The sequence below is a fragment of the Clostridium polynesiense genome, assembly GCF_000820705.1.
In the GTDB taxonomy this organism is placed as follows: Bacteria; Bacillota; Clostridia; order Clostridiales; family Clostridiaceae; genus Clostridium_AA; species Clostridium_AA polynesiense.
Genome location: NZ_CCXI01000008.1, coordinates 21,472 through 43,461 on the forward strand (window position 1 = coordinate 21,472; position 21,990 = coordinate 43,461).

Below are 21,990 nucleotides of genomic sequence, written 5' to 3' on the forward strand. Positions count from 1 at the left end.
TAAGGAGAAATTATGAAAGGATATAAATATATCGTACTAACTATAGCAGCTTTAGGTATACTTCTTTTATCAATTATATGGAATAAAAGTACTATACAAATAGATAACACAGAAAATTTAAAGGATAAGAAAAGGATAGTACTTCTTGCTCATGTTTATAACAACGATTACTGGAATATTGTAAAGAAAGGTGCAGAGGATGCAGCTGAAAAAAGGGACTGCATACTTGAATACGATGGACCGGAAACAAGCTCTCTTGAGGAAAGCCTAAGACTAATAGAAAAATCAATAATAGCTAAAAAGGATGGAATAATAACCTATGTATTAGCAGAGGAGTCCGCCACTCCTTATATAAATAAAGCCATGTCAAAAGGTATACCTGTAATAACTGTAGATACCGATGCAAAAAAATCAAATAGGGCTGCATACGTGGGAACAGATAATATAAAAGCAGGAGAGGCTGGTGCAAGAGCTTTAATGAATAAATTGGGAATGAACGGAGAGGTTGGAATTATTATGGGAGGGAGTAATAACACCAATCAGCTGGAAAGGGTTGAAGGATTTAAAAGTTATATAGAAAAATACAGTAACATTGAAATCGTTGAAACTCGATCCTCTAATTCTTATGCTTTAGAGGCTGAACTTGCTGCTAAAAAAATATTAAAAGAAGCACCTTATGTTGATGCAATATTTTGTACAAGCGCCTTAGACGGAATGGGTGCAGCAAGGGCTGTTGCAGATATAAAAATGCAGGGAAGAGTTCATGTCATAAGTTTTGATGATCTCCCTGAAACCATGGAATACATAAATCAAGGGGTAATATATGCTACTGTGGCACAAAAACCATATGACATGGGATATAAAGCTGTAAATCTTATGATGGATATACTTGAGGGTAAAACCTTGGAAAAAAATGAATATATAACGGAAATAGAGATTATAACTAATGAAACTTTAGAGGAGGAAAAAAAAGGAGCTAGAGTAAAGTGAATTATAGAAGCTTAAGAATAAGATTATTAGGATTCATTTCCATAGCTATTATATCAATTATATCCATAAACATGTATTCAATTTTGAGAATTAAATCTATGGAAAATCAATATAATGATATGATAAATAAAATGTTTGTAATTAATAACATCAATAAGGAAATAAATTCCTCAAAGCTATATTTAGAAAAGTATTTTTTAACAAAAACCGATAGTGATTTGAAGAATTATATTGTACATTATGAGCTGGCAGCTGAAAATGTTAAAAAATTGGATGACTATAAACTAAATGAAGGTTTTTATTTAGTAGAGGATTTAAAAAATACTGTTGAAAGCTTTCTTGAATCTTCCCAGGATGCAATATTGGTGTTTTATATTTATGACAGAGGAGAAGAATTTTATAAAAGGCTTCAGGAAACCAGGGAAATCACCACATTCATAAATGAATATTCCTTAAAAATACAAAATGAGTATTTAAAATATAACGAGCAGTTATACAAAAACATATCTCAGGACAATTCGAGAAAAAATGCAGTTTTGTTAATCTCTGTTGCGTTTATGCTGATTTTTGCTTCCACCTTTGCCAAGCTCATGGCTAAGGATATTACAGAGCCCTTGAACAGCCTTACAGATCTTTCTAAAAAGGTTTCTAAGGGAGAATTTGATGTACCTGAGCTTGAAACTCCAGAGATATATGAACTTCAGGTGGTAACTGAGGGTTTTAATGCAATGGTAAAGGATATAAATGATTTAGTTAAGGAAATACAGGATAAAGCCGCTATTGAGAAGAGGTTAAAGGATGAGGAGCTTAAAAATCTCACAGCGCAAAATATGATAAAGGAGTCCAGGCTCAAGGTTCTTCAATCCCAGATAAATCCTCATTTTTTATTCAACGCTTTAAATTCTATAGTTTTAACTGCTGTAGAGGAGGAAGCTTATAATACTGAAAAAATGCTTAATTCAGTAGCTGTTCTTCTTAGGTACAGCCTTAATATGATTGACCATATAACCACCATAGGAGGAGAATTTGAAATTATAAAAGAATATCTCTTTCTTCAAAGTATAAGATTTGGTGACAGGGTAAGATTCAATATAAAACTGGATGAAGAGGTATTAGAGGTTAAAATCCCAGGAATGATACTTCAACCCCTGGTTGAAAATGCTTTGACTCATGGTATAGAAGGCATGGAAGAGGGAGGCATAATTAATATTGAAGCATTAAAAATAAGAAATCACTGTATTATAAAGATAGAGGATAATGGTGCTGGGATGAGCTATCAAAAGATTGAAGAAATATTGCAGGGCAATAACATATCAAAGGTTCATGGACAAACTACCGGTTTAGGAGTGGGAAATGTGGTTAATAGATTAAGGATATTTTTTGAGGATGAAGACGTTATAACCATATTAAGCGAGGAAAATAAGGGCACAAAGATTTATGTTAAAATTCCAGCATAGGAGAGGATGTTTATGTTTAATGTACTTATAGCAGATGACGAGGAACTTGAAAGAAGAGCCATAAGAAACATAATATTAAATAATTTTAACAGTGACTGTTCAATATATGAAGCAAAAAACGGAAGAGAAGCTATAGAGCTTGGGGAGAGAATAAGACCGGATTTAGTTATAATAGATATCAAAATGCCGGGAATAAACGGTATTGAAGCTATAAAGGAAATGCATAAAAATCTTCCGGATACCTATTTCATAATTGTTACCGCCTACGATTATTTTAATTATGCTAAGGAAGCTATTGAATATAATGTTAAGCAGTATATATTGAAGCCTTTTAAAAGGGAAGATTTTACTTTAAAAATAAGAGATGCCCTGGAATATTTAAAGCATATTCAGGATAAGAGAAGAAGAGAGCTTGAGCTTAAAGAAAAGCTTTATTCCATTAAGCCAGTGGTGAAAAATGAGCTTTGCAGCAGTATTATACATGACAGGTTGAGTTTTATAGATTTTAAACTGTATCAAGAAGCTGTAAATATGAGCCTTCAGAAAGCTTATTCTATGGCAATAAGGATAATAAGCAGCAATTCTTTTAAACTATCCATAATCAGAGAATACATAGAAGAGCTGGGAAATGAGAGCACTGGGATAATAGCCTATTGCCTTACTAAAGATAAAATAATAGCTTTCTGCAAAGCACAGGAGGATTTAGAGGGAGATAAAGACAGTGAGGATATGGCCAGAAAAATAAGAAGAATGCTTAGGGACAAATTTAATTTAAATACTTATATAGGAATAGGAAGTGTATCAAAGGATATACTTGAACTGCCGAATTCATATATTCAAAGTGAAGAAGCATTAAAATACTGCGGAGAAAAAGAAAAAATTCTTCATTTCAATAAGCTTAATTTTCATGATCTTTCTAATCAGGAGTTTAAGGAGGAACCGGAACATAATAAAAAGATGTTAAATCTTGCACTGGAGTATATAAGAAAAAATTACAATAAAGAAATAACTCTGGAATCAATTTCTGCTCATGTTAATGTAAGTTCTTTTTATTTTAGTAAATGCTTTAAGGAAAGCATCGGTATTAATTTTATAGATTACCTTACTGAATTTCGAATAGAAGCTGCTAAAGATATGCTGAAAAAAGGAGAGTTTAATATTAAGGAAATATGCTTTGAGGTAGGATACAGCGATCCTAACTATTTCAGCAGAGTATTTAAAAAGATTGAAGGGGTAAGTCCTACAGAATATAAAAGTAAAATGTTATAAGGTGATAACTAATTTGTCACTTGTCAGGTGCCTGGCACCAATAATTGCTATATAGCATTTTTTTGTGGTTAGAACCGCAATAAAGTTAAGCAATATAGCAATTATTTCTATGTTTATAATAACGTTTACAGTATATCATTAATACGTAAACAAAATAGCAATAAGGGGGAGAAATTATGAAAAAAATATTAGCTATAGCAGCTGCAACCCTAATAGCAGCATCCGCATTAGTTGGATGCAGCGGAAAATCTGATTCAGGAAAACCCGGAGCAGAGGGCAAAAAGACTATAAAGGTAGGAGTTGCGCTATATAAATTTGATGATACCTTTATATCTACTGTAAGAAAAGCCATTGAAGAAGAAGCTGCAGCTATTAAAGGTAAAGACGGAGTTGAAATATCACTAAACTTTACCGATGGACAAGGTCAGCAGGCTTCACAAAATGACCAGATAGATACCTTTATCACTCAAAAATATGACGTGCTTGCTGTTAATATGGTTGACCGTACTGCTGCATCAGTTATTATAGATAAAGCAAAGCAGGCCGGTATTCCTGTGGTATTTTTCAACAGAGAGCCTGTTAAAGAAGATATGGCTAAATGGGAAAAGTTATTTTACGTAGGAGCTAAAGCTGAAGAGTCAGGTTCCATGCAGGGACAAATGATTGCTGATTACTGGAAAAAGACTCCTGATGCAGATAAGAACAAAGACGGAAAAATCCAATATGTTATGTTAGAAGGTGAACCAGGACATCAGGATGCTATTCTAAGAACTCAATTTTCTATTAAGGCTTTAGATGAATCGGGAATCAAAACTGAAAAACTTGCTGGGGATACTGGTAACTGGCAGAGATCTCAAGGTCAGGAAAAGATGAGTGCTTGGTTATCTTCTTTTGGAGATAAGATTGAAGTTGTATTTGCCAACAATGATGATATGGCGTTAGGTGCAATAGAGGCATTAAAAGGAGCAGGATATTATACAGGAAGCAAATATATACCAGTAGTAGGTGTTGATGCTACAGCTCCTGCACTTGATTCTTTAAAGGATAATAAATTATATGGAACAGTTTTAAATGATGCAAAGAACCAAGGTAAATCAATTCTTAATATAGCTTATGCTTTAGCTAAAAATGAGGATGCTACAAAAGCTGTAGAAGGTGTTACAGAAGGTAAATATAAATGGGTTCCATACCAGCCGGTTACAAAGGAAAACGCTGACAAGATGAAATAATATTTTTACTTTTATACTGCTCAAGGGTTTATACCCTTGAGCAAATTAATATATTAATGAGATTGAAAGAGGTGTTCCTATGCAGCAGGAATTCATTCTGGAAATGCTTGATATTTCCAAGAGTTTTCCAGGAGTAAAGGCTTTAGACAAGGTGAGCATAAAAATCAAACCTGGTTCAGTTCATGCACTTATGGGAGAAAACGGTGCAGGGAAGTCAACTCTTATGAAATGTCTTTTTGGAATCTATAAAGCAGATGAAGGAGAAATTTTTTTAGAAGGAAAAAAGGTAGAGTTTAAAAATTCTAAGGACGCTTTAGACAATGGGATCTCTATGATTCATCAGGAGCTTCATCCTGTTCCATATAGAAGTGTAATGGAAAATATATGGCTTGGAAGATATCCTGTGAAAAATGTTTTAGGCATAAAGCCTGTAGATCATAAAAAAATGTACAAGGATACTGAAGCTCTTATGGATGAACTTCAAATGAGTATTAAACCTCATACCCTTATGGCAAAGCTATCAGTATCTCAAATTCAGGCGGTGGAAATTGCTAAGGCTGTTTCCTATAGGTCAAAAATAATAGTAATGGATGAGCCTACCTCCTCCTTAACGGAAACAGAAGTTGCTCATCTTTTTAGAATTATTAATAACTTAAGAAAACAAGGCGTAGCTATTATATATATATCACATAAAATGGAGGAAATACTGAACATATCCGATGAAGTTTCAATAATGAGGGATGGCAGATATCTTGGCACCTGGCAGGCGGAGGAATTAACCACTGACTTAATTATAAACAAGATGGTGGGAAGAGATTTAACTAATAGGTTTCCACCAAGAGAAAATGTACCGCAGGAGGTTATCCTTAAGGTACAAGAGCTTACCTCAACTAATCCTAAGTCATTTAAAAATATCAGCTTTGACGTTAAAAAGGGAGAAATCCTTGGGATAGCCGGTCTCGTAGGAGCTCAAAGGACAGAAATGGTGGAAGCACTTTTTGGACTTAGAAGTACTTCAGCAGGCATCACTTATTTAAAGGGACAGCCTGTAAGGATCAGTACTCCTATAGATGCTATAAAAAATAGGATTGCACTGCTTACAGAGGAGAGGAGAGTTACGGGGATATTCCCGGTACTTTCCGTAGAAGATAATATGCTGGTGGCATCTATTTCTAATTATCTTCATAGAGGTGCAATTAACAGCAAAAAGTGCGTTAAAGCGGTAAAGGAAAATATAACCTCCTTAAGGATAAAAACACCCTCCTATAAAACTCAAATAAGAAATTTATCCGGAGGTAATCAGCAAAAGGTTATTTTTTCAAGATGGCTATTAAGTAATCCTGATATTTTGATTTTAGATGAGCCTACAAGAGGAATAGACGTAGGTGCAAAATATGAAATATACTCTATAATTGCTGAGCTTGCAAAAAAAGGTAAGAGTATAATTATGATATCTTCAGAACTTCCTGAACTATTGGGAATGTGCGACAGAATAATGGTAATGTGTGAAGGAAGAGTCACAGGAACATTAAATTCTGAAGATGCAAATCAGGAAATAATAATGAAATATGCAACTCAGTTTGCTAAGCAAGGAGGCTTATAGAAATGTCATCAGAAAAGGAAAAGAAAAGTTTTAAGTTAGATATTAGCTCTATTAGAGAATTTTCAAGCACTAATGCTATTTATTTAGTTCTCCTAGTATTATTTCTAGGTATAGGGTTTTTGGAAAACAGCTTTTTCTCATTTAATAACATAAAAAATGTACTTCTTATATCTTCTGTACGTATGATAATTGCCTTAGGGGTTGGAGGAGTGCTTATAACCAAAGGAACTGACCTGTCCGCAGGACGTATAGTAGGGTTGACTGCCTGCGTGTCTGCAAGTCTTCTTCAGAGACCGGACTATGCTTATAAGTTATTTCCTAACCTGCAGCAGATGCCTCTTATAGTACCTATTTTGCTTGCTATAGTTATAGGAATGATCATAGGATTGCTGAATGGTATATCCATAGCTTATTTAAAGGTTCCGCCCTTTATTGCTACTTTGGGTATGATGGTAATAGTTTATGGATTGGCTTTAATTTATACTAATGCCCAGCCAATAGGAGGATTAAGAAATGATTTTACCACTGTGGCCTCCGGGGCAAAATTTATTGTGCCAAATTTGATTTTAATCGCGGTGGCAGTAGCGGCTTTAATATGGTTTATATTAAATAAAACGCGTTTTGGTAAATATATATATGCCATTGGGGGAAATCCTGCAGCAGCAGAGGTTTCCGGTGTAAATGTGGAATTAACACTTTTAAAGGTATATGCTTTAGCAGGAGCGCTTTATGGACTTGCAGGTGTTTTGCTGGCAGCGAGAACCGGTGGAGCCACCAATAATTATGGACAAATGTATGAGCTGGATGCTATTGCAGCAGCTACTATAGGTGGAGTATCAACCTCCGGAGGAATAGGAAAGGTTTCAGGTATAATAACCGGGGTATTAATTTTTGAAGTTTTAAATAATGGACTTGTTATACTGGGAGTATCTACTTACTGGCAGCAGGTTATAAAGGGTGTCATAATAATAGGTGCTGTTGCTTTTGATATAAGAAAATATTTAAGTAAAAAATAAAATATAATTTGCCCTCCAAATTATTAAAGGGTGTCCTTGTAGGACACCCCTTTTTTAAGATTTAATTTAATCACAACACATTAAACCAAAGACTCAGCTTACCTCCACATAAGTATCTATTATTTGGGCCTTTTGTGTGCTGTGTCTGTAAAAGATAAGCCCTAAACTGTCAGCTAAAGCCCATCCTATAGGAATTGACCACCAGATACCTTTTTCTCCTATCATAGGAAATCTAGACAGAAAATAAGCCATAAAAACTCTTGTTCCCAGGGAGGCTATAGTCAATACAATTGAAGTCTTTAAGTTTCCTATACCTCTAAAATATCCATAAAACATAAATAAAAAACCTATTAATACGTAGAATATTGATATTACTGAAAGATACTCAATCCCCATATTAATGACATTAACTTCTTCAGCACTTACAAAAATATGCATTAAATATCTTGAAGACAGCAAAATTGTTGTAGAGGAGAGGATACAAAAGATTATTATAGTTTTAACAGCTGACTTTACACCTGATTTTATCCTTTCTAAGTTGCCGGCTCCTTTATTTTGAGCAACGTAGGTAGAAAAGGCATTACCGAAATCCTGTACAGGCAAGTATGCAATAGAGTCAATTTTACCAGCTGCAGTAAAGGCTGCCATTGTATCAGTTCCAAAGGAGTTTACAAGACCTTGGACACAGACCATTCCAAAGGTCATTATAGATTGCTGAAGAGCAGTAAGGAGGCTGTACTTTTTTATTAGAGAAAATAGAGACTTATCAAATACTATTTCTTTATAATTAATTCTAATAAAAGGAAGCTTTATAAAGGCATAAGCAAGACACAATACGGAAGAAAGACCCTGAGCTATTACTGTAGCTGCTGCAACTCCTATAACCCCCATATTAAATTTAATTACAAATAAAAGATCTAAAAATATATTTATAAGTGATGCTAATACTAAAAAATAAAGAGGAGTTTTAGAATCTCCTACTGAACGAAGAATTGCAGAGGAATAGTTAAAAAGCAGCGTAAATATTAAACCTCCGAAGATAATCTGCAGATAAGAGGTGGAGCTTAAAAGTATTTCCTCTGGTGTTTTCATCAATATCAGCATAGGTTTTGTCAATACTACAGTTAAAAGAGACATTATAATAGTAAGTACAAGCATGAAGATAAAGGAGGTAGACACAGCCCTCCTAAGCTTTATGTAATCTCCAGCTCCGAAAAATTGAGATAAAACCACAGAGGTTCCCATACATAAACCTATAAGCACCGCTGAAAAAAAGTTCATAAGCATAAAGGATGATCCTACCGCAGCCAGAGCGTTTTTTCCTACAAATTGCCCTACCACGATAGAATCAACCATATTATAAAGCTGTTGAAATATATTACCTAAAAGCATGGGAAATGCAAAAAATAATATAATTTTTGTGGGATTTCCTTTTGTCATATCTTTCATTTTACAATTCACCTCATAAATCTATATCAATCCATTGTAGTATATCAAATACAGTACTATAATAAAAATACTAATTTATTATATGTATTATATATAAATATATATAGATTGGAGGGAAGAACCTTGGATATAAAGCAGTTAAATTTCTTTACAGCGGTGATAGAAGAGGGGAATATTACAGCTGCAGCAAAAAAACTTCATATAGCCCAGCCGGCACTAAGCAATCAAATTAAGCTTCTAGAAAAGGAACTGGGAGTTAAACTCATTGAAAGAGGTTCAAGAAAAGTTACTCTCACAGATGCAGGTAAAATATTATTGGATAAGGCGAAGCACATATTAGAGCTGGAACGTTCAGTATACAAGGAGCTGGGGGATTTTAACAAAGGTTTAAAAGGTACATTAAGGATAGGTGCTATTTCAGCAATTGATTCAGCTCTTCTAAACGGAAGGCTTAACAGCTACAGCAAAAGCTATCCTCATATAAAATATGAGCTGCATGAGGGGATAACTCCCCAGATAATAGAGCTTATATACTCTGGAATAATAGAAATAGGCATAGTAAGAACTCCCTTTAAATCAGAAGGGTTAAATGTAAGATATTTAGAGGCAGAGCCGATGATAGCTGCCTATAGTTCAGAATTTTTATTAGGAAATGATAATGAAAAAATAACCCTTGAAGAGTTAAGGGATAAGCCTCTTATAATTTATAGAAGATTTGAAAAGCTGATAATAGCAACCTGTGAAAGTTTCGGATTTGAACCTAATGTTTTTTGCATAAATGATGATTCACGTACCACTCTTTTATGGGCTGATTCTGGACTTGGTATTGCTATTGTCCCTATATCATCGCTACATCTCATAATGGGACAAAATTTAAAATTTAAAGTAATAGATGAACCACATTTATCTACCCAGATAGCCATTGTTTCTGAGAAAGGAAGAGTTTTATCCAAAGCAGCGGAAAATTTTTTAAACATGTTCCCATAGGAATTTCTACCTGAATTTAATAAAGTTATGTATATCAGCTTAAGTTAGTATTTAGGAAGATGTTCAAGCTCTTTGGACTATAAAACTAACATATTATTAATATATAAATAAGCATTATAGGTTATAATTTAATTATATTGTGGTAAGAAGGAGGATTTGTGAGATGAAGGTACTTTTTACTTTTAAGGAATTTTTAACGGATAAGAAAGAAGAGCTGGAGAGCTTGGGGTATGAGCTTTATTATGAAAAGGAAAGCTCCTTAGAGTTTAAACCATACATGGAAGAAATAGATATCCTGGTTTGTTATAATCCCTTTAATAATGTGGATATTAAAAGATTTAAAAATCTTAAATGGATACAGCTTTCATCAGTAGGGCTGGATCAGATTTCCGAAGAAGTGGGAGAATATATAAAAGAGCAAGGGATAATATTAACAAACAACAAAGGCGGATATGGCATACCTATAGGAGAATGGATAGTGATGAACATCCTGGAACTTTCAAAAAAATCCTATGATTTCTTTGAAAACAGAAGAGAAAGAAAGTGGAAACCTATTTATAATATCACTGAGATTTACGGGAAAACTATAGGGATGCTGGGTACCGGAAGCATAGCCATAGAAGCAGCTAAAAGATTAAAACCCTTTGAGGTAGAGATATTGGGAGTGAACACCGATGGAAGAGCTGTGGAGCATTTTGATAAATGTTATTCTATGAAGGATATTAACTTAGTATTAAATAAAAGCGATGTAGTGGTAGTGACCCTGCCAAACACTGAGGACACCTATCATATACTGAATGAAAAAGCTTTAGATGAAATGAAGGAAGAAAGCTGCCTTATTAACGTTTCCAGAGGAAGGGTAATAGACGAAGATGCTCTTATAAGAAAACTGGAAAAGGGTGATATTAAAGGAGCTGCTTTAGATGTATTTGAGGAAGAACCCCTTGCCAAGGAGAGCAGGCTGTGGGATTTTAAAAATGTGATAATTACACCTCATAATTCCTGGGTAAGCGATAACAGCTTTCACAGAAGAACAGAAATGTTTTATGAAAATTTAAAAAGATATTCCCTTAATGAGAAACTTCTCAATACTGCAGACTTTAAAAAGGGGTATTAAGGCTTTAATTCTGTTTGTTTAATCTATTAGTCATGATATAATCTTCATTGGAATAAATAATTAATATTTGATTGTATGGAGATTACTATGAAGAAAAACTATGAATTTTACAAATGGAGAATTTGGTCTATTTTAGCATCAGCCTTTGTAATGGCTTTATTCCACCGAATGGCTTCAGGAGTGGTGGCTGATGAGCTGACAAAAGAATTGAACCTCTCTGCCTATCAGCTTGGCAACATTGCCTCCATTACCTATTATACTCATGCTTTTATGCAGGTGCCGGCAGGAGTGCTTCTGGACTCTATCGGACCAAAAAAAATTAGTGCTGTAGGGATGCTTTTTACAGCATTAGGCTCTGTACTATTTGGAGCAGCTTCTAATGTGTACTTTGCATATCTGGGAAGATTTTTTGTTGGACTGGGTACTTCTGTAATTTTTATTTCAGTGCTTAAGGCTCAATCTAACTGGTTTACTTTAAAGGAATTTTCAAAAGCTTCCGGAAAGCTTGCATTTATAGGAAATATAGGAGGTGTACTTGCCACCTTTCCATTAGCTGCTCTAGTAGTATGGGCAGGATGGAGAAACTCCTTTTATATAATGTCTGTAATATGCTTTGGAATAGCACTTCTTATCATTAGATATGTGAAGGACTCCCCTAAAGAATATGGATTTACCGCTTCAGGGCGAGAGAACTCCGCAAGTGACAGCAATCTTAAAGAAGCCTTTAAAAGTGTTATAAAAAGCAGATACACCTGGAGAAATTTTTTGCTTCTATTTTCCCTTGTAGGCTGTACAACTACCTTTACAGGGCTCTGGGGAGTAACTTATATAACCTCTGTTTATGGCATTACAAAGGGAGGTGCGGCTTTTTATATCTCCTTTGTAATGTACGGATTTGTAATAGGTTCACTGCTTCTTGGGAAAATGTCCGATATATTTAAGGACAATCTTGTTATGTACCCCAGGATAGCATCTGTATCAATATCATTAATATGGTTTTATATACTGATAATTGCAAAGGGAAAACCCCCGTTAATAGTTTTACCTGTATTATTTTTTGTTATGGGCGCATTGGCTATGTCCCACGTATTATGCTTCACTGACATAAAGGAAAACATTGAGGAAAGATATAGCGGATTAGCTACCAGCATAGTTAATTCAGGAGAATTTATAGGAAGCTCCTTTATGAGCATACTCATAGGTTTAATTTTAGATTATAAATGGCAGGGAGAAATAATTAATGGCAGCAGGGCTTATGGGATTACAGAGTACAAAACAGCCTTTATGCTTTTTTTAGGAATATCCCTTCTAGGTATTCTTGCATCCATGATTAAACCTAGAGAAATTATCGTGTTTGAAGATAATGTTAAAAATATCCTATAATCTTAATATATTATTAAATTATCGGGAAACATCCTATCCTGTGTAATTTATTTTATGGTATACTTTACTCAATAATTTTTTATGTGTGTGGGGGAAAATATGAAAGTTAATAGGACAATGAAGAAAAACGTGTTTTATCTACTTTGTGCCATTGTAGGTACATCTGGTTTCTTAGCTTTTATTACTTCGGCTTTTACCGGTAATAAGACTAATGCTAAAAATAGCAATAAGCTGGTTATAGTTTCACCGGACAAATTAAAAAAAGTGGATTTTAAAGGAGCTATAGCAGTTGAAGAAAATGATTCCTTTGAAAGATATAAGATAGTTCTTTCCGATGAAACGGAGAATTTCACCGGTGAACTATATAATACAGGCTATAAAGTTGTTTTAGAAAAGGCATCCTTTAATGAGGTAGAATTAAAGGAAAACACATCTTATGGCTTTAATGAGGATGTGGAAATCAAAACCCGATCAGGAAACATAGAAATTGTGTTTCCAACCACTTATGAAGAAAACTTTGTTTATAAACATCCGGTAAATAAAAATGAGATATACGTTTTGATTGCCAAAAAAGCAGAACCTTATTCTTATAATGTTACCCTGGATCCTGGTCATGGGGGTATAGATTCAGGGGCTCATGTAGGAGAACTCTATGAAAAGGACGTAACCCTTAAAATTGCAGAATATATGAAAATGGGACTTATATACGGGGGAAGCAAAATAGTGATGACCAGAACCGATGATGAAGTTAATCCTGATGAAAGGAAAAGGTTAAGGGAAATTACAGATATTGCAAATAAATCAGAATCTAATATATTTGTGTCCATACATTTAAATTCCTTTGAAAATGGCGAGCCCAAAGGAGTAACTACCTATTACTATACAAAAGGACATGAAGAACAGGCAAAGGATAGAGAAAGATTAGCAAAGGTAGTGCAGAATAATTTAATTTCAAAGGATGGATGGAAGGATAACAGCATTAAAACGGAAAACTTGCAGGTATTAAGAGATACAAAAATGCCTTCCATACTGGTAGAGGCAGGTTATATCTCTAATCCTGAAGACAGGGGAAAGCTGCAGCAGGATAAATATCTTTTCAACATAGCTGAAAGTATTAATGCCGGTATATTTGAGTACTTTACAACTAAGTAATTTAAAAGGAAAGAGGTGCACTGGTGAAAATAGATTTATTAAAATGCCATGGATCAGGAAACGAATTTTATATTATAGATGAAATAAAAAATAACTACGACTTTTCTGAGGAAGAAAGAGCTGATATAGCAAAAGCTTTCTGTGATAAGACCGGTGGATTGGGGGCCGACGGTATATTATTTCTTCTTCCCAGCAGAATAGCAGATGGAAAGATGAGGATATTTAATGCCGACGGCTCTGAAGCCGAGATGTGCGGTAATGGATTAAGATGTATAGGCAGATACGTTATGGAAAGCATAAATAAAAATAGTGCCATAATAGAAACTATGAAAGCTAAATATAATGTGTCTAGGCGAGAAGATATTTATAAGGGTGTATTTACTGTGGAAATAGTAATAGACACTATAGATTTAAATGTATCCTCCATACCTTTAAATTATGACTCTCCTCAGCTTCTTTTAAAAAGCTTGAAGATTTAACGGATAAATACCTGTTTTCCGCAGTAAGCATAACCAATCCTCACATTGTGGCCATAGTGGAGGAGATAGATGATAATGAACTTACTTCCATAGGACTTTCTGCTAACAATAATTCAGAACTTTTTCCACAGGGGGTAAATGTTAACTTTGTGAAGGTTTTGGAAGAGGACAGTATTTTTGTAAGAACCTATGAAAGAGGCGTGGGTCTGACACCTTCCTGCGGCACCGGAATGACAGCATCTTCAATAGAACTGCCCTTAAGCATGAAAATAAACTGGGTAAGGTCTTAAATGTGGTAAATAAAGGTGGAATGATAAGATGTACAGTAAGCAGGAATATTCAGGGAGAATTAAAGGTTAATTTTACGGGAAATGCAACATATATTTATTCCTGCACTGTGGACTATAGCTCAGGTCGTTTTGATATAATTTCAGATAAGGAGAGCTTTTTTGAAGAAGGCATGCTCTATCAGGAGTTCCTTGAGAAGGTAACGGAGGATTATAAGTTATAAAAGAAAATATTAATATGCAATTATTAGATTTTCAATTAAAAGAAGCATTCATTTACCAGTGCGGTTTATGAATGCTTCTTTTATATTTATAGAATATCAATTCATGTGGTTAGATTATTTATAAATGCCATATTTTATTATTTCGATATATTCATTTAAATCCTTTATAACAGACTCCATAGAATTCAGAAGTTCCTCTTCTTTTCCTTTATAATGCTGCATAAGCCGGTTTGAGTATGCTTCTAATAGAAGAATTGAAGCTTCTATAGCTTTTTCTTTGGAAATACCATCTTTTAAAGTCTCTTCCTTCATATAATTAAAAAGCTGCTTTTGGTATATTTCCTGAGATAAAGAGGCTATATTTATATAGAGCTTATTTATCTCTTTTTCAAGATCTGAGGGAGGGTTTATAAAAGCTTTCAGCATGAGTTCTGATTCCTTTGGATAAAGCATACTAATCTTATATTTTAAAATTGTTGCTTCTTTTATTCTATCAAAGAATTCAAGGCTACTGATTTTGTTTAACTCTTCTGTAAAAAGTTTTGTAAACTCTTCAGTAACACTCTTTAATATGTACATATATAAATTCTTTTTATTTTTAAAATAGTGAAAAAGTATTCCTTTAGAAATACCTGCTTTTGTAGTGATTACATCTGTAGAGGTACTGTGAAAACCGTTTTTTGCAAACTCTTCAATACAGACATTTAATATATGCTTTTGCTTTTCTTCAGGGATTTTAGTAAAAGCTTCTGTCAAAATATCACCTCGTTCTTAAGATTGCTGACTTATTGACTTAATAGTCAAAATAATTATAAGGCATATTTAATTTACTTACAAGAGAGGAAAGCTAATTATAATATATATTAAACCTATGATCTTTTTTAATATTGTATTAATTCTTTGTATAATATTTTATAGTATAATGTATAAAATGCTCTTGAAAGGGAGGGGAAGAAGTGGATTTTCAAAGATTTAAAACAGAAAGAAACTTTTATTCCAAAGCTCTAGATAACTATAGAGATATACTGATTTATCTTCCAAAAAGTTATGAAGATAGCAAAGAAAATAAATACGGAGTCATATATATACATGACGGAATGGAAGCTTTTTTTCCGGGGTTTTCTGTTTCCGGCTACTCTATGGGTATAATAGATGCCATGGAGGAATTATTTAATAAGGGATTATCCGAGGAATATTTAATAGTAGGTATAAGTAATACCTATGACAGGATTAATGAGCTAAGCTACTTTGATTACAGCTTTCCAAAGCTTCAGGCTGATATAGAAGGAAAGGGCGAAAAGTACGAGAAACTGATTATAGATGAAATAATGCCTTTTATCAATGAAAAATACAGAACTTTATCTGATAGAGAACATACTGTAATGATAGGTGCTTCTATGGGAGGACTTATGACTTTTAATTTAGCCTTTAGAAATCCTCATAAGATTTCCAGGATAGCTGCAGTATCTCCCTCATTTTGGGTGGGAGACAATATTACAGCAGAGCTTCTGAAGGGCAGCTATGATATGAAAAGTTTTAAAATATGGCTTGATTTTGGGGAAAATGAAGGAGATTTTATGTCAAGGCCCATTAAGGAGATAGGAAAAGAGTTGGTTAATAAAGGGTATTCCTATGAAAGAGATTTTGTAATATATTCGGATAATGGAGCCTCCCATTCAGAAAGGTTTTGGAACGGAAGAATGAAATACATATTAGGGTATCTCCTTGATTTTCCTCAAGACGTACCTGGAACCTTAAAGCTTATAGAATTAAAGGATTAACAATCAAATAAGATATATTAAAAACTGCCGATTTAATTGGCGGTTTTTTTTATATAGATATAACTTATCAAAATAAACCGTATACATTTTTTATATTTACATTTGTGAATTATAACCTTGCGAAAAATTCATTTTTGAACTAAAATATAGTTTAAATTGATTTATTATGATTTTATGTTATAGGAGTTATTCATTTTACTGAAAATTTAAAGGGGATTGTTAAGAGATTCAAAGCGAGGTGAACTATGAAAAGAAAGATATCAACAACTAAATTAATTATAATTGCTTTATTTTTAGGAATAATTTTCGGTGCATTGGGAAATAGTTTTTTTCCTCAGCCTTTTAGTGAAGGGATAATATTATGGATATTAAAGCCTATGGGAGAGGTATTCTTAAGAGGAATTAAAATGGTGGTTATTCCTCTGGTGCTATTTTCACTAATCATTGGAACTGCAAGTATAAAAGATATAAAAAAGCTAGGAAGAATTGGCAGTAAAACTTTGATATTTTATTTATCTACCACGGCGCTTGCCATAACCTTAGCTTTAGCAATGGGAAACATTTTTAAACCAGGAATGGGGGTAGAGAAAATTGCGGGAGGATCTGTAGAAACAAAATCTGCACCTTTTGTAATGGATCTTTTAGTAAATATGATACCCACTAACCCTATTGAATCCCTGGTAAAGGGAGATATGCTTCAAATTATAACGTTTGCCGTAATATTTGGTATAGCCTTGACTCTTATAGGTGAAAAGGGTGATTCTATAATAAACCTATTCACTGATATAAATCATGTGCTTTTAAAAATAATAGGGGTTATAATGAAGATTGCTCCTTTAGGTGTCTTTGCTTTAATATCACAGGTGGTATTAACTCAGGGATTAGATATACTTGTCACCCTTTTAAAGTATTTTTTAGTAGTAGCTTTTACATTGGTGATTCATACAGTTATTAATTACGGAATTATTTTAAAGACCTTGGGAAGGGTAAACCCTGTTATATTTTTTAAAAAGTTCTGGCCTGTTATGCTTGTAGGTTTCAGTACCTCCAGCAGTAATGCTGCGCTTCCGGTAACCATGGAAACCTGCACGAAAAAAATGGGGGCATCAGAAAAAATAAGCAGTTTTACTATACCCTTAGGAGCCACTATTAATATGGACGGAACTGCTATAATGCAGGGGGTGGCCGTTATGTTTATAGCACAGGTATACGGTATTCCCATAACTATAAATCAACAGCTTATGGTAATACTTACAGCGACCCTTGCTTCTATAGGAACTGCCGGTGTTCCAGGCGCAGGAATCGTAATGCTTTCTATGGTACTTCAGCAGGTAGGTCTTCCTGTGGAAGGTATAGCTTTGATACTAAGCGTAGACAGGATACTGGATATGATGAGGACGGCTACTAATATTACCGGGGATGCAGTATGTACTATGATAGTTTCAAATACAGAAAAAGAACTAAATTATGATTTATATAACAATACAGATATTATTAATGAAATAGAATATTCAGAATCTATAATAAAAAAGTATTCACATTTTATTTATTATGTGATATTATAATACAAAGTAAATAAATAGTATTAAACCTGGGTAGAGGAGCTGTTATTAACAGTACCTGTTTTTAGCCGGCAGGCAGTGAGAAACAGGGAAAGGAATCGCAGCCGAAGAAAATTATCTGGCAAGCTTAATTTTCTGGTTGTACATAAAATATATGTGCAATTGTCACACGAGTTAATCATGTGGAGGGCTACAGGGTACACAAAAGCGCATTTTATCATGCAGCAAAGGTGTCCTTTGCTGCATTGTTTTTTTATATGCATATTTAAAAAATGGTGTACCCTGCATATTCACAAACTTTACCCCTTTAATAAAGGGGTTTTTATCTTGAATGGAGGTACAAAATATGAAACTTTTCGGAACTATGAATTTAAATGAAAATATACTTTGCGTAGGCGGGGTCAAGGTAACTAGCTTGGCTCAGAAATATGGTACACCGCTTTATGTAATGGATGAGCAGCTTATAAGAGGGACCTGCAGAAGATACTTAAATGCATTTGATGCAGTTGAAGGAATAAATAGAGTTGCTTACGCAGGGAAAGCTTTTCTTACCCTTTCCATGTGCAGATTGATACAGGAGGAAGGATTGTGGCTGGATGTGGTATCCGGCGGAGAATTGTATACCGCATACAAAGCAGGTTTTCCTATGGAAAAAGTTTATTTTCATGGAAACAACAAAACCATAGAAGAGATAGAGCTTGGTGTCAGGCTGGGAGCAGGAAGGTTTGTAGTAGATAATTATTATGAAATAGATAATTTGAATAAAATAGCAGAATCCTACGGCAAGGTGCAGAAGGTACTGCTTAGAATAACTCCTGGCATAGAAGCACATACACACAGCTATATTAAAACGGGACAGATTGATTCTAAATTTGGGTTTTCTACTCTTGGTGATGGAGTAATGGAGGCAGTTAAAATGGCAGAGGAGCTTCCCAATATTGAGCTTATGGGAATACACTGCCATATAGGCTCTCAAATATTTGAAATAACACCTTATGAGGAAACCTGCGACATAATGATGGATCTTATAGCCAGAATATATGAAAACACAGGCCATATGCTGAAGGAACTAGACTTAGGAGGAGGCTTTGGAATATATTATAATGAAGGTGATTCTCCTAAGAGCATTGAGGAATACTGTAATGCAATAATAAATAGAATAAATAAATGCAGCGGTGAATTAGGTATTCCTGTACCAATTTTAACCATAGAACCGGGAAGATCTATTGTGGGGAATGCAGGAATAACCCTTTACACTGTAGGTTCAATAAAAGAAATACCTGAAATAAATAAATATGTTGCTGTAGATGGAGGAATGACGGATAACATCAGACCTGCTCTTTATAGTGCTCAATATGAATGCATTGTAGCAAATAGAGTCATTCAGGAGGCAAGGGAAAGAGTTACAATATCGGGAAAGTGCTGCGAGTCAGGAGATATACTTCTTAAAGGCATAAGTATACCCAAGGTATACAGCGGCGATATTCTTGCTGTGCTGTCTACCGGAGCTTATGGGTTTTCAATGAGCAGTAACTATAATAAGATACCAAAGCCAGCTGTAGTGATGATTAACCATGGACAAGAACGTTTAATCTTTAAAAGAGAAAGCTATGAAGATATTATAAAAAATGAGGTAAGATAATATATTATTAAATATTTAAATGGGATGCCGGATTAAATTCAGCATCTCTTTTAAATTTCAGAACAGACATAAAAAATTTATATATATTTTACATAAGCTTACATTGTCAGGATTTAAAATAGGTTTTATTATGGTATACTAAATTATATGATTATTGCTGAAAAGGAGTAAAGCTATGCTGGAAAATGAACGATTGATTGTAGACAGAATTGAAGAAAAGCTTGTGGTAGTGTGCGAAGACAGCAGAGGAAATATAGTGAATATAGATAGAATGCAGGTAGATGGGGAAGTTAAGGAAGGAGATATTCTTATTTTAAAAGATGGAAAGTATAAAGTAGATAAGGAATCCACCTTAAAGAGAAAAAATGAGATGGAGAACTTAATGAAAGGTATGTGGGTAGAAGATGAAAAATAAGACAGAAGAAAATAGTTTCATAAAACAAATAGTTTTTGACTGGATATTTCCAATTATAGCGGCTATCATCATAGCCTACTTAATCAATACCTTTCTTATATTTAAGGTTTACATACCTTCTGAATCCATGAAACCAACCCTCAATGAAAAGGATCAGCTCTTTGTTACTAAAATGTATAATAGAAATAAAATAGAGAGGGGAGATATATTGGTTTTTTATTCTCATGAAATTGGGGATCTGCTTATAAAAAGAGTTATAGGTCTGCCGGGAGACAAAGTGGATATAAAAAACGGAGAAGTTAGTGTAAACGGAGAAAAACTTGAAGAAAGCTATGTTAAATATCCTGCTCAAAGTACTAAAAGCTTTGAAGTTCCGGAAGGAAAGTATCTGTTTTTAGGTGATAACAGGGCTAACTCCAATGACGGTAGAATGTGGAAAAATCCATATATAGATGGAAAGGATATAAAAGGGAAAGCTCAGGTAAGGGTATATCCCTTTAACAGAATTGGATTTATAAAATAGGAGGTTTGAAAAATGGAAAAAATTAATGCAAAAATAGAAGAGTTAAAGGACAGCTTAATAAAAGATACACAGGAAGTTCTGAAGATAAAAAGTCTTGAGGAGGACGCTCTTCCAGGGATGCCTTATGGAGAAGGTGTTGGAAAAGCTTTAGAAAAAGCCTTGGAAATTAGTAAGGCCCTTGGGTTTAAAACCGTTAATCTCGATGGGTATGTAGGTTATGCTGAATACGGACAGGGAGAGGATTATATAGCTGTATTGGGACATTTAGATGTGGTTCCGGAAGGAGATGGTTGGAAATATCCTCCTTACGGAGCTGAAATTCATGATGGAAAAATCTATGCTCGTGGAGCTATGGATGATAAAGGACCTATAATGTCAGCGTTATATGGACTTAAAGCCGTAATGGAAACAGGTTTGCCTCTTTCAAAAAGGGTTAGAATAATATTTGGTACCAATGAAGAAACAGGAAGTGCTGAAATTCCATACTACAATGCAAGAGAAAAGGCACCTGCAGCAGGATTTACTCCTGATGCGCAGTTCCCTATTATATATGCTGAAAAAGGTTTAACTATATTTGACCTGGTTAAAACTATAGGTACAAAAGCTAAGAGGAATATGGAAATAATGTCCTTAAAGGGGGGGCAGAGGCCTAATATGGTGCCTGACTACTGCGAAGCATTAATAGCTACCGATGACCCTGCAAATGTTATATCCTTATTAAGCGAATTTAAGTATGAAAATAAACAAAGTGATATCTCATACGAAAGAACTGATGAGGGAGTTTTATTAAAATCCTATGGGGTATCAGCTCATGGAAGTCTTCCTGAACTTGGGAAAAACGCTATAATGCAGCTGCTTGCTTTTCTTGGTGAGCTGCCTTTTGAAGGTACAGATATAGGAGATTTTATAAAATTCTGCAATGAAAATATAGGTATGGAGACAGATGGAAAATCCTTTGGAGTAGACCTTGAAGACGCTGCCTCAGGTAAGCTTTCCTTTAATGTTGGAAACATAGACTTAAAGGAAGGTGTTATAACCATGAGCTTAAATTTAAGATATCCTGTAACCTTCAAGCTTGAAGATATGCTGACAAGATTGGAGAGAAAACTTTTAAATACCGATATAGAGATTAAGAATCTAGATCATCAAGCTCCTTTATATTTTCCAAAGGAACATCCTCTTATCGTAAGCCTTCAGAAGGTTTACAAGGAGCAAACAGGTTTAGAACCGGAGCTTTTAGCTATAGGGGGAGGGACCTATGCCAAGGAAATGGAGAATATAGTAGCCTTTGGACCTATTTTTCCAGGAAAGCCGGATTTAGACCATCAGGCTAATGAATATATAGAAATTGAAGATCTTGTAAAATGTGCTAAGATATACGGAGCTGCTATATACGAACTTGCGAAGTAGCTTAAATAGAAAGGA

At 34.3% G+C, this 21,990-nt stretch carries 21 protein-coding genes and 1 riboswitch; of the genes, 19 read left to right on the forward strand and 2 right to left on the reverse strand.

Features of this window, described 5'->3' with window-relative positions:
- Positions 1–12 precede the first annotated feature (12 nt).
- From TA89_RS01030 to mglC, 6 genes are all read left to right on the forward strand, one after another.
- Positions 13–990 carry a sugar-binding protein gene (locus tag TA89_RS01030; protein WP_040210170.1) on the forward strand — a complete coding sequence of 326 codons (978 nt, stop codon included), beginning with the start codon at positions 13–15 and terminating at the stop codon, positions 988–990.
- Entirely contained in the window at positions 987–2,447 is a 1,461-nt protein-coding gene (locus TA89_RS01035) for a sensor histidine kinase (protein WP_040210172.1), read from the forward strand. Before TA89_RS01030 ends, TA89_RS01035 begins: the two co-directional genes overlap by 4 nt.
- A gap of 12 nt (positions 2,448–2,459) precedes the next feature.
- The gene (locus TA89_RS01040; protein ID WP_040210174.1) at positions 2,460–3,716 is read left to right on the forward strand and encodes a response regulator; all 1,257 of its coding nucleotides are present in this window, start codon (positions 2,460–2,462) and stop codon (positions 3,714–3,716) included.
- Positions 3,717–3,892: 176 nt separating this feature from the next.
- On the forward strand, positions 3,893–4,945 hold the full coding sequence (locus TA89_RS01045; protein WP_040210176.1) for a galactose ABC transporter substrate-binding protein: 1,053 nt from the start codon (positions 3,893–3,895) through the stop codon (positions 4,943–4,945).
- Between the two features lie 79 nt (positions 4,946–5,024).
- Positions 5,025–6,548 (forward strand): sugar ABC transporter ATP-binding protein, encoded by a 1,524-nt coding sequence (locus tag TA89_RS01050; protein ID WP_040210178.1) that lies wholly within the window; start codon positions 5,025–5,027, stop codon positions 6,546–6,548.
- A gap of 2 nt (positions 6,549–6,550) precedes the next feature.
- Entirely contained in the window at positions 6,551–7,564 is a 1,014-nt protein-coding gene (gene mglC, locus TA89_RS01055; protein WP_040210179.1) for a galactose/methyl galactoside ABC transporter permease MglC, read from the forward strand.
- Positions 7,565–7,657: 93 nt separating this feature from the next.
- Here mglC and TA89_RS01060 read toward each other — a convergent pair whose 3' ends face one another.
- The gene (locus TA89_RS01060; RefSeq protein WP_040210181.1) at positions 7,658–9,013 is read right to left on the reverse strand and encodes an MATE family efflux transporter; all 1,356 of its coding nucleotides are present in this window, start codon (positions 9,011–9,013) and stop codon (positions 7,658–7,660) included.
- Between the two features lie 123 nt (positions 9,014–9,136).
- Between TA89_RS01060 and TA89_RS01065 the strand changes: the two genes are divergently transcribed.
- The 7 genes from TA89_RS01065 (at position 9,137) to TA89_RS18725 (ending at position 14,642) form a co-directional block, all read left to right on the forward strand.
- The gene (locus tag TA89_RS01065; RefSeq protein ID WP_040210183.1) at positions 9,137–10,000 is read left to right on the forward strand and encodes a LysR family transcriptional regulator; all 864 of its coding nucleotides are present in this window, start codon (positions 9,137–9,139) and stop codon (positions 9,998–10,000) included.
- Between the two features lie 163 nt (positions 10,001–10,163).
- Positions 10,164–11,117, forward strand: a complete 954-nt coding sequence (locus TA89_RS01070) for an NAD(P)-dependent oxidoreductase (RefSeq protein ID WP_040210184.1) — start codon at positions 10,164–10,166, stop codon at positions 11,115–11,117.
- 87 nt (positions 11,118–11,204) lie between these two features.
- Positions 11,205–12,500: an MFS transporter gene (locus tag TA89_RS01075; RefSeq protein WP_040210187.1), complete on the forward strand. Its 1,296-nt coding sequence runs from the start codon at positions 11,205–11,207 to the stop codon at positions 12,498–12,500.
- A gap of 99 nt (positions 12,501–12,599) precedes the next feature.
- Complete coding sequence (locus TA89_RS17545) at positions 12,600–13,652, forward strand: N-acetylmuramoyl-L-alanine amidase family protein (protein WP_052447252.1); 1,053 nt, start codon at positions 12,600–12,602, stop codon at positions 13,650–13,652.
- 23 nt (positions 13,653–13,675) lie between these two features.
- A complete protein-coding gene (locus tag TA89_RS18715; protein WP_242850047.1) occupies positions 13,676–14,131 on the forward strand; it encodes a diaminopimelate epimerase in 456 nt (151 codons plus the stop codon).
- A gap of 47 nt (positions 14,132–14,178) precedes the next feature.
- The gene (locus tag TA89_RS18720) at positions 14,179–14,421 is read left to right on the forward strand and encodes a diaminopimelate epimerase (protein WP_242850048.1); all 243 of its coding nucleotides are present in this window, start codon (positions 14,179–14,181) and stop codon (positions 14,419–14,421) included.
- Between the two features lie 20 nt (positions 14,422–14,441).
- Positions 14,442–14,642: a hypothetical protein gene (locus tag TA89_RS18725; RefSeq protein ID WP_242850049.1), complete on the forward strand. Its 201-nt coding sequence runs from the start codon at positions 14,442–14,444 to the stop codon at positions 14,640–14,642.
- Positions 14,643–14,756: 114 nt separating this feature from the next.
- Here the strand turns inward: TA89_RS18725 and TA89_RS01090 are convergent, their stop codons facing one another.
- A complete protein-coding gene (locus tag TA89_RS01090; RefSeq protein WP_040210189.1) occupies positions 14,757–15,398 on the reverse strand; it encodes a TetR/AcrR family transcriptional regulator in 642 nt (213 codons plus the stop codon).
- Between the two features lie 200 nt (positions 15,399–15,598).
- Here TA89_RS01090 and TA89_RS01095 point away from each other — a divergent pair, with 200 nt between their 5' ends.
- From TA89_RS01095 to pepV, 6 genes are all read left to right on the forward strand, one after another.
- Positions 15,599–16,423, forward strand: coding sequence for an alpha/beta hydrolase (locus TA89_RS01095; RefSeq protein ID WP_052447253.1), 825 nt, complete (start codon positions 15,599–15,601; stop codon positions 16,421–16,423).
- A gap of 245 nt (positions 16,424–16,668) precedes the next feature.
- Complete coding sequence (locus TA89_RS01100; RefSeq protein ID WP_040210192.1) at positions 16,669–17,988, forward strand: dicarboxylate/amino acid:cation symporter; 1,320 nt, start codon at positions 16,669–16,671, stop codon at positions 17,986–17,988.
- 23 nt (positions 17,989–18,011) lie between these two features.
- Positions 18,012–18,186, forward strand: a riboswitch (Lysine riboswitch).
- A gap of 145 nt (positions 18,187–18,331) precedes the next feature.
- Positions 18,332–19,627, forward strand: a complete 1,296-nt coding sequence (gene lysA / locus TA89_RS01105; protein WP_040210194.1) for a diaminopimelate decarboxylase — start codon at positions 18,332–18,334, stop codon at positions 19,625–19,627.
- A gap of 175 nt (positions 19,628–19,802) precedes the next feature.
- Positions 19,803–20,042, forward strand: coding sequence for a DUF3006 domain-containing protein (locus TA89_RS01110; protein ID WP_040210196.1), 240 nt, complete (start codon positions 19,803–19,805; stop codon positions 20,040–20,042).
- Positions 20,032–20,565: a signal peptidase I gene (gene lepB / locus TA89_RS01115; RefSeq protein WP_052447254.1), complete on the forward strand. Its 534-nt coding sequence runs from the start codon at positions 20,032–20,034 to the stop codon at positions 20,563–20,565. Before TA89_RS01110 ends, lepB begins: the two co-directional genes overlap by 11 nt.
- Positions 20,566–20,577: 12 nt before the next feature.
- Entirely contained in the window at positions 20,578–21,975 is a 1,398-nt protein-coding gene (gene pepV / locus TA89_RS01120; protein ID WP_040210198.1) for a dipeptidase PepV, read from the forward strand.
- Positions 21,976–21,990: the final 15 nt, after the last annotated feature.

Coding starts and splice junctions, on each gene's coding strand:
- TA89_RS01050 (WP_040210178.1), top strand. CDS start 5,025: ATGCAGCAGGAATTCATTCTGGAAATGCTTGATATTTCCAAGAGTTTT.
- TA89_RS01110 (WP_040210196.1), top strand. CDS start 19,803: ATGCTGGAAAATGAACGATTGATTGTAGACAGAATTGAAGAAAAGCTT.
- lepB (WP_052447254.1), top strand. CDS start 20,032: ATGAAAAATAAGACAGAAGAAAATAGTTTCATAAAACAAATAGTTTTT.
- TA89_RS17545 (WP_052447252.1), top strand. CDS start 12,600: ATGAAAGTTAATAGGACAATGAAGAAAAACGTGTTTTATCTACTTTGT.
- TA89_RS01045 (WP_040210176.1), top strand. CDS start 3,893: ATGAAAAAAATATTAGCTATAGCAGCTGCAACCCTAATAGCAGCATCC.
- lysA (WP_040210194.1), top strand. CDS start 18,332: ATGAAACTTTTCGGAACTATGAATTTAAATGAAAATATACTTTGCGTA.
- TA89_RS01030 (WP_040210170.1), top strand. CDS start 13: ATGAAAGGATATAAATATATCGTACTAACTATAGCAGCTTTAGGTATA.
- TA89_RS01100 (WP_040210192.1), top strand. CDS start 16,669: ATGAAAAGAAAGATATCAACAACTAAATTAATTATAATTGCTTTATTT.
- TA89_RS01060 (WP_040210181.1), bottom strand. CDS start 9,013: ATGAAAGATATGACAAAAGGAAATCCCACAAAAATTATATTATTTTTT.
- pepV (WP_040210198.1), top strand. CDS start 20,578: ATGGAAAAAATTAATGCAAAAATAGAAGAGTTAAAGGACAGCTTAATA.
- TA89_RS01040 (WP_040210174.1), top strand. CDS start 2,460: ATGTTTAATGTACTTATAGCAGATGACGAGGAACTTGAAAGAAGAGCC.
- TA89_RS18725 (WP_242850049.1), top strand. CDS start 14,442: ATGATAAGATGTACAGTAAGCAGGAATATTCAGGGAGAATTAAAGGTT.
- TA89_RS01070 (WP_040210184.1), top strand. CDS start 10,164: ATGAAGGTACTTTTTACTTTTAAGGAATTTTTAACGGATAAGAAAGAA.
- TA89_RS01075 (WP_040210187.1), top strand. CDS start 11,205: ATGAAGAAAAACTATGAATTTTACAAATGGAGAATTTGGTCTATTTTA.
- mglC (WP_040210179.1), top strand. CDS start 6,551: ATGTCATCAGAAAAGGAAAAGAAAAGTTTTAAGTTAGATATTAGCTCT.